We start from the raw sequence: 8028 nt of genomic DNA on the forward strand, positions 1-8028 counted from the left end.
GGCGCACCATGCTGAAATCTCAGCCTTTGGTGGCATTTTCTTATTACTCGTGTTCTTAAACTTTATCTTTGATGATAAAGAAGTACATTGGTTTGATTGGCTTGAGAGCCGCTTGGTCAAACTGGGCAAAGTCGATGCCATGAGCGTATTTGTCGCGCTTATCGTATTGATGATTGCGGTATCATTTGCCAACCCTGAGCAGTCAGCCGCGGTATTGATTGCAGGCGTTTGGGGTATCTTAATATACCTTGGCGTCCAAGTGGTTTCAGGTATGCTAGAAGGTGACCTTGAAGAAGACTTAGAAAACGCTGAAGCTGGCTCAGGCGCAGCAACGAGTGCGATTATGAAAGGTGGTATTATCGGCTTCTTATACCTAGAAGTCCTTGATGCCTCATTCAGCTTCGACGGCGTGATTGGCGCCTTTGCGATTACCAATGACGTTATCGTAATTATGCTCGGTCTAGCAATCGGTGCGATGTTCGTGCGTTCGATGACTATTTTCTTAGTTGATAAAGGCACGCTTGATGAGTTTGTCTATCTCGAACACGGCGCGCATTATGCCATCGGCGCTTTAGCCATTATTATGCTATTGTCGGTGAAATTCCATGTACCAGAGATTATCACTGGTCTGATTGGTATTGCCTTTATTGGTTGGGCGTTTGTCGCGTCACTCAATTATCGCAAACGCCAAGCGCTTGAATAACGCAATAATTGTCAACGTAATACTTAGACTTATTCAGATTATTAAATTACAGGTCATAACCATTATTGGTTATGACCTGTTTTTTATAGTGGCTATGAAGAATAGAATTGTGAGCAGGGATTAGCTTAGGCTATTAGTTTTCGCTCTACTTATCAGCGAGCATCTTTTGCAATTTTGCCAATATCACACCATATAAAGGTAAAAAGATGAGCACACCCATGACTATCTTAAACAGATAATCCATCGCGCCAATCTCAACCCAGTGCGTTGCCATAAAAGCGTCTGGGCTTTTATAAAAAGCAATGGCAAAAAAGCAAAAGCTATCGACCAGATTACCGATAAACGTCGATGCTAGGGGTGCAATCCACCACGTTTTAAGCTGGCGCAACTTATTAAAGACTTTAATATCTAACAGCTGTCCAATGACGTAAGCGCTAAAGCTGGCAAGGACAATGCGAAAGACAAATAAATTGAAATCTAGCAGATGCTCATGACCAACAAACTGTCCATCAGCAAATACCACCGAAAAATAGTAAGAAATGACGAGCGCTGGCAGCATGGCAAAGAAAATAATGCGTCTAGCGAGATGTTGACCAAAGATGCGTACGGTCAAATCCGTAATCAAAAAGATAAACGGAAAAGTTACCGCGCCCCATGTGGTAATAAAGCCAAATAGCCCGACCGGTATTTGCACTAAGTAATTACTAATGGCGATGATAAAGATATGCAGGCTGACAAGCCAAAATAAAGCACGGCTATAAAGAATGGATGAAGCGGGATTGGTCGAAATGATACAGGTATTCATAAAGGAGGCCTTTTTTTGAGTCAGGGTGGAGGGAACCTGAGCGCGCTATTATAAATGATAATAAGATAAATAGCTAAAATAGGTCAGACATGCTCGTAACATCCTCTTATATAAGCAAAAATATAACTGTCAGATAGGCACACAAAATACGCCTTGCTTAGTAAGCAAACGCTTAGTATAGTAAAACGTAATGATAGGCAGGTTATGGCGTACAGGTCGATTTATTGACCTTTTTACGCTGAAATACTTACGCGTAAATAACATGACTGCCCTATTTTTATTTTAGAAAATCAAATCCACTTAATTATTAATCCAAAGGATATTTATATGGCTATTAGCTTAACAAAAGGCGGCAACGTAAACTTATCAAAAGAAGCTCCAGGCTTAACCAACATTACCGTTGGTCTTGGCTGGGATCCACGCGCTACTGACGGTCAAGAATTTGACTTAGACGCCATTGCCTTTTTGGTAAACGAAGCAGGCAAAGTGCGTAATGACCAAGATTTTATTTTCTTTAACAATCTAAAGTCGGACAACGGCGCGGTTGAGCACACAGGTGACAACCGTACAGGCGAAGGCGACGGTGATGATGAGAAAATCAAAATCAACCTTGCTAGCATACCCGCTGACGTCAGCAAAGTCGCTATCTGCGCCATCATTTATGAAGGTCAAGCGCGTAACCAAAACTTTGGTCAAGTCGGCGACGCTTATATCCGTGTGGTCAATGATAATGGTCAAGCCGAAATCGCCCGTTATGACCTATCAGAAGATGGTAGCACTGAGACAGCGATGATTTTTGGTGAGTTATATCGTCATAACGGCGACTGGAAATTCCGCGCTGTTGGTCAAGGCTTTAGTGGTGGTCTAGGCCCATTAGCCTCTTCTTATGGCGTCAACGTTTAACGCTCTATAAGATATTTGTAAGACGACTACCGAAACCACTATCGCAATCGACTATTTGATTGCGATAGTTAATAAGCCATCAAGTGTGTCTACTCATAGCATTTGATGGCTTTAAATGTAATTGGCGGGCTTAAATTAACAACGATGATTTTTATAGAAAACGAAGCATTTAAAAATTTTAGAATAAGGATTTGCAGCTTATGGCAGCGACGTTTAGCTTAATCGGCACCATTGAACCTTTTTTGCATTGTAACTTAAAAAAAGGCGATTCTATTTATTGTGAAGCCAATGCCATGGTGATGATGGAGTCGAACCTTGAGCTGAAAGGTAAGCTACAAGGCGGTCTTATGCAATCACTGATGCGCCGCTTTGCCAACGATGAATCCTTATTCCAACAGCAGATTGAAGCCGTCAATGGCGAAGGTGATTGTTTGCTAGCACCGACGCTTGATGGCGATATGCAAATTATCGATTGCGGCGCGCAGCAATACACCTTGAGCGATGGCGCGTTCGTTGCCGCTCAAACGGGCGTCGATATCAGAGCCAATATCCAGCGTAACCTCGGCGGTGCGGTTTTTGGTGATACGGGCGGCTTTATGGTGATGCAAACCCAAGGTCAAGGTCAGGTAGTGGTGTCAGGTTTTGGTTCGCTATTTGAGATTGATGTGACGCCTGATAAAGACGTTATTATTGATAACGGCCACGTGGTCTGCTGGGATTCAAACCTTGATTATAAGCTTTCGGTATCGACCAGCAAAAAAAAAGGCATCATGAGTAATATTATCAATTCGGTCACCAGTGGCGAAGGCATGGTTTTAAACTTCTCAGGAACAGGCAAAGTCATCATCTGCTCGCGCAATCGTGACAGCTATCAAGGCTGGTTACAAAGCATCTTAGGTACCAGCTCAGGCGGTCGCGGTGGCAGCGGTGGTTTTTTAGATAATATTTTATAATTGAAGTTGCATTCTATCATTAAAGTTATCGCTAAGATTGAAGCTCTAAAACAGCGCAGAAATGAAAAACTAAAAAAACGCACTAAAAATTCATTAATCCCCTCACAATTATTATAAGGATTTTACCATGGCAGTTAGTTTACAAAAGGGTCAAAAAATCTCCCTCAGCAAAGAAGCTGGCGGCGAGCTTACGCAAGTAAAATTGGGTTTAGGTTGGGATGTTTTCCAAGGACAGCAAGAGAAAAAAGGTGGCTTTTTAGGCAAGTTATTTGGCGGCGGCACGGGCGGCGACTCGATCGATTTAGACGCTTCCTGCATTATGTTTGATTCCAATAAACAAGCGGTCGATGCGATTTGGTTCAGCCAGCTTAAGTCAAAAGATGGCAGTATCGTCCATACGGGTGACAACCGCACAGGTGATGGCGATGGTGATGATGAAGTCATTAACGTTGATTTATCAAGAGTGCCAGCAAACGTAGTGTCACTGGTTTTTACGGTCAATAGCTTTACTGGTCAGACCTTTGAAACGGTAGAAAACGCCTTTTGCCGCATCGTTAATGCCAATAACAATCAGGAAGTTGCCCGCTACAATTTATCAGCGCAAGGTGGACACACCGCAATGATTATGGCAAAAGTCTATCGTCATAATAACGAGTGGAAAATGCATGCCATTGGCGAAACTGCTTCTGGTCGTACCTTTCATGATTTGATGCCTGCTATCACGCCGCATGCTTAATTCATTGCAGCTCCACTTGTAAGACTGTTAGTAATCTATAAGCAATCAGCCCGTCTATTACAGTAGACGGGCTGACTTTTTTTATTAAATAATACTCTTAAAGCACTTATTTACGCCCACGCTTCCAGCTAAAGCCCCAATTAAAGGCTTTGTCCATTTCTTGGTGACCTTGAAAATATTGATTGATACGTTCGACGTTAATACTGCCGTTTTGATTGACCAAACGCGCAATCGCGCACATGGGTAAATTACCTGTGCCTTCTGTCAAACGAGTTTCAATCGGTGGCTGCTCGGGTACATGAATGGTCACAACGCCATCGGTTTGCGCCCAATTTGGTACACCTTCGTAAATAAAAGCAAAGATAAAGACTTCTTCAATCTGCGACCACTGTTGCCCATTGATATCGAGCCACTCACCGCCGCTGACTTGTCCGGTTCTATCATCGGCACGAAGCAACACATAAGGCGCTGATTGTAAGTTACCAAAGCGATTGCCCAAGGCCTGAATCAGCGTCTTTTCGCCATTTTTCAGATGAATCATCGCTCCAACATCAAGGTCAATACCACTAGCTTTATGCTGCTTAAATAGGTCGCCTAGCAAGCCTTTTTTGGGGGCTGATTTATCGCTATTTGGGCGCTGATTCCAGTTAAGGTTGACAGAGATTTTACCAAAATCATCGCGTTTCTTTAGATTGATGCTAGATTGGTTCTTGGTTAAGGTGATTTTACTGAGATTAATTGACGGATTTTGAGCAGCGCTAGGAATTGGCGGCGGCGTAGTTGTTTGCGGCGCACTACCCGCTTTTTGCGTGTTGATTGGCTTTTGCGTATTGATTGGTTGAGCTTGAGCTGGCGTTTCATCGGCAATCTCAACACCGAAATGCTCAGACAACGGCTTTAAGCCACCTTCAAAACCTTGGGCGATAAAACGGAACTTCCAACTGCCTTGGCGGCGGTAACATTCCGCTAAAATAATGGCTTTTTCATTACGTCCAGCAGCACTTAACTGACAAGTCATCAGCACTTGGCTGCCTTGTAAGACTTGAATATCCACATCGCCGACTTGCGCCAGTGTTTGCGCACTAGAAAACGCAAGGGCTATCTTGTCAATACTCGCTGGCTGCGCGGGTAAGTTAATATCAAAAAATCCATCGCTATCATGACCACGGAAACTGACGCTGCCATCATCGCTACGCGTCTGCCCATAAAATATCATGTCGCCATCGCCGCGTACTTTACCGTCAGTCGTCAGGCGATAAGCGGCACAATCGATGGCGCTTTGGCTTAAAATACGGATGCTGATATTGTCCGTTGGCAGCGGCGCATTGGCACCAGCAATCAGTTGTTGAGGTTGACTCATCATTTATCCCTTAGGTTATTTATTATTTGTTAATATGGGTGCTGTTGGCTATCGCCCTATAGTAGCATGGAAAACAGCTAATTTTTACAGCGCACGGCACAGTTCAACAAGGCGTTAACAAGCCTGCAAAAACATTTTTACAAATCCTTAACGTTATTTTGTCAGTAGTATTTATAGCGCTTAGCATTTGTATATAATAGCCTCTATTTTAGGCAGTATGATAACGCGCTTAACGACCGACCCTCTTCAAAACTCAATTCTAGTTGCTCCACTCTATAAATTTTAGTAACGCTGAGAAAATCATGAAAACTTCTGCTAACGAAAGCCTTTATACAACGTCTACTACGCCATCTGCCGTTTGGTTAGCTGAAGGTCAGTCAAGCCAGCGCGATATGCTCGCCAGCCTACAAGCATTAAAAGCCCAATCTGAGACGCCATTTAACATTATTGCTTCACACCGTCATAATAGACCTGAGATTTTTGAATTTGCCGATAGCGTTTACTATGAACCTTCTGCAAGTGCCACAGATAGCGATGAGCAAGCAGAGCTTGAGTCTGCTGATCCATTGATGCCGCGTTGGCAGTTTGTCTTAGAGCAAGCCAAAAACAACAACGTTAAAGTGCTGCTCACGGGGCGCAATGGCATTGATTATGAAGCGCATCGTCAGGCATTCGAGGCGGCGGGTATTCGTTTATTGACTGGCGCGACGAGTGTGGCGGCGTTAGAAGCGATAGATGATAAGTTTGCCTTTATGCAGCAGTGTCATGAGCATGATATTCCCGTCGCCGAAGCGTGGCGCTTTGATAATGTCGCAGAGCTTGAATCACTCCTTGCTAGGCACGGTCATCAGCCTTTATGCGTCAAACCGGTCACTGGTATTTTTGCCCAAGGGTTTTGGCGACTTGATACCGACAAGGAAGCTGACGCACGATACGATAGCTTTGAACATTTATACTTTACCGAAGAGAAAAAAATCAATACCACGCAATTTATCAATGCCTATGCCAATAGTATCATGGTGCAGGAGCGCCCTATTCCCATGCTATTGATGCCTTATTTATCAGGGCAAGAGTACTCTATCGATGTCGTCTGTGAATACGGCGAAGTGTTGGCGGCTATCACCCGTTATAAAACGGGGAAAATCCAGCATATCGGTTATGAGCAAGCGGTGATGGATGTCGTCATTCCACTGATTAAAGCGTTTGGCTGTGATGGTATCGTCAGCGTACAAACCAAAGCCGATGATGACGGGCAGCACCGCGTACTTGAGATTAATAGTCGCCCCTCTGGTGGTATCGGTTACACCACTCATAGCGGTATTGATTTAACACAAGTTGCAGTTGGCTATTGGCTTGGCTTAACCGCTAAGCCAAAGCTTGCAGATATTGCACAGCAAATCATGCCGTGCCAAGTACGCTCAATTATGGTTAGCGTGAAGATTGAAGCAGAAAATGCTAGCGAGTAAGTAAAAATAAAGACAAAAAATTGTAAGACCAAAGGAAAATAAATGCCAAATAAGCAACACAGCACGACCATTAACTTACCACGCGGCACTCTTGATTTAACTTATCAAACCAATTTTAGCGGTGACAGTAAAAACTACGAGCTAGAAGACTTGCTTGGATTTGCGCAGCGTATCAATCCAAAACGCGCATTTTTATTCGTCTCAAAAGTCTTAGGTCGCCATATCCCAGTCGCGCCTAGCACCATGCGTCATGCTTTTACGGATTTGGCAAACCTAGTACCAGATGATTTGCCTGAGCCCATTTTGGTCATCGGTATGGCAGAAACTGCCGTTGGCTTATCTGCTGGGGTACATCAAGCGCTTCAAACGCGTTACCTCAGTGCTTTATTATTGAACTCTACCCGTCATGCGCAACATGATGGCAATCATGACAAGAGCACTCATTGTTTATTGACTACGTTTAGCGAGGATCACAGTCATGCCAGCCAGCACTTAATTTATCAAAGTGCAGATACAGTGACCCAAGCGCAGCTACTAGCGAGCAAAACCTTGATTATGGTGGATGATGAAGCGTCAACGGGCAATACTTGCGTCAATGTCGTCACAGCCTTACGTAACGCAGGACTTGATCAATTAGAGCAAGTCCATCTGACCACTCTGGTGGATTGGTCCTTAAATCAGGAACGACATCAGCATCAGGATACAGCTGACTCGGATGACGCTGTGCCTGACCAAATCGCAAAACGCCTGCCTAATATCAAGTTTCAACGTCATCACTTGTTATCAGGTGCATGGACATGGACGGACGCGCCTAATCCTGAGCCGATTACGATGCCATCGGTCGATACCACTGAGGCTGGCAGTCATGCGCTAGGCGATACTGGCAACTGGGGACGATTCCCAACCCTTGACAGCACCGATGGCTTTGAGAATTACCTTTTGAAGTTTCAAACTGCTTTTAACGTTTTTAATCAGCGAGCCCAATTTGAGAAAGAACAGTTTGACAATGAGCAATTGCCACAGCGGATTTTAGTATTGGGCAGTAATGAGTTTGTTTGGTTGCCGTTTTTATTGGCTGAATGGCTTGAGACGCAAACCCAAA

General features: G+C 44.1%; 8 protein-coding genes. 6 read left to right on the top strand and 2 right to left on the bottom strand.

Translation table 11 applies throughout. From position 1 onward, the window contains the following. The coding region (locus V7D75_RS04965; protein WP_333613659.1) for a DUF475 domain-containing protein at positions 1–703 on the top strand (703 nt) is incomplete at its 5' end. A gap of 145 nt (positions 704–848) precedes the next feature. Here the strand turns inward: V7D75_RS04965 and V7D75_RS04970 are convergent. After that, positions 849–1508, bottom strand: a complete 660-nt coding sequence (locus V7D75_RS04970; RefSeq protein WP_333613660.1) for a 7-cyano-7-deazaguanine/7-aminomethyl-7-deazaguanine transporter — start codon at positions 1506–1508, stop codon at positions 849–851. A gap of 327 nt (positions 1509–1835) precedes the next feature. Between V7D75_RS04970 and V7D75_RS04975 the strand changes: the two genes are divergently transcribed. The 3 genes from V7D75_RS04975 (at position 1836) to V7D75_RS04985 (ending at position 4100) form a co-directional block, all read left to right on the top strand. Beyond that, positions 1836–2411, top strand: coding sequence for a TerD family protein (locus V7D75_RS04975; RefSeq protein ID WP_068408073.1), 576 nt, complete (start codon positions 1836–1838; stop codon positions 2409–2411). A 200-nt stretch (positions 2412–2611) separates the two neighbouring features. Next, a complete protein-coding gene (locus tag V7D75_RS04980; RefSeq protein WP_068408074.1) occupies positions 2612–3364 on the top strand; it encodes a TIGR00266 family protein in 753 nt (250 codons plus the stop codon). 127 nt (positions 3365–3491) lie between these two features. Next, positions 3492–4100: a TerD family protein gene (locus tag V7D75_RS04985; protein ID WP_333613661.1), complete on the top strand. Its 609-nt coding sequence runs from the start codon at positions 3492–3494 to the stop codon at positions 4098–4100. A gap of 106 nt (positions 4101–4206) precedes the next feature. On the opposite strand, the gene V7D75_RS04990 is transcribed toward V7D75_RS04985, so the two are convergent. Next, positions 4207–5460: a TerD family protein gene (locus V7D75_RS04990; RefSeq protein WP_333613662.1), complete on the bottom strand. Its 1254-nt coding sequence runs from the start codon at positions 5458–5460 to the stop codon at positions 4207–4209. A gap of 302 nt (positions 5461–5762) precedes the next feature. Here V7D75_RS04990 and V7D75_RS04995 point away from each other — a divergent pair, with 302 nt between their 5' ends. Both V7D75_RS04995 and V7D75_RS05000 read left to right on the top strand, forming a co-directional pair. Beyond that, complete coding sequence (locus tag V7D75_RS04995) at positions 5763–6926, top strand: ATP-grasp domain-containing protein (RefSeq protein WP_333613663.1); 1164 nt, start codon at positions 5763–5765, stop codon at positions 6924–6926. Positions 6927–6968: 42 nt separating this feature from the next. After that, positions 6969–8028, top strand: a 1060-nt coding sequence (locus V7D75_RS05000) for a phosphoribosyltransferase domain-containing protein (RefSeq protein WP_442968919.1), incomplete at its 3' end; no start/stop codon positions are given.

Source organism: Psychrobacter sp., assembly GCF_036731945.1.
In the GTDB taxonomy this organism is placed as follows: domain Bacteria; phylum Pseudomonadota; class Gammaproteobacteria; order Pseudomonadales; family Moraxellaceae; genus Psychrobacter.

What these genes read in the sequence shown, in the direction of transcription:
- V7D75_RS04970 (WP_333613660.1), bottom strand. Translation starts at nt 1,508, where the DNA reads ATGAATACCTGTATCATTTCGACCAATCCCGCTTCATCCATTCTTTAT.
- V7D75_RS04975 (WP_068408073.1), top strand. Translation starts at nt 1,836, where the DNA reads ATGGCTATTAGCTTAACAAAAGGCGGCAACGTAAACTTATCAAAAGAA.
- V7D75_RS04980 (WP_068408074.1), top strand. Translation starts at nt 2,612, where the DNA reads ATGGCAGCGACGTTTAGCTTAATCGGCACCATTGAACCTTTTTTGCAT.
- V7D75_RS04985 (WP_333613661.1), top strand. Translation starts at nt 3,492, where the DNA reads ATGGCAGTTAGTTTACAAAAGGGTCAAAAAATCTCCCTCAGCAAAGAA.
- V7D75_RS04990 (WP_333613662.1), bottom strand. Translation starts at nt 5,460, where the DNA reads ATGAGTCAACCTCAACAACTGATTGCTGGTGCCAATGCGCCGCTGCCA.
- V7D75_RS04995 (WP_333613663.1), top strand. Translation starts at nt 5,763, where the DNA reads ATGAAAACTTCTGCTAACGAAAGCCTTTATACAACGTCTACTACGCCA.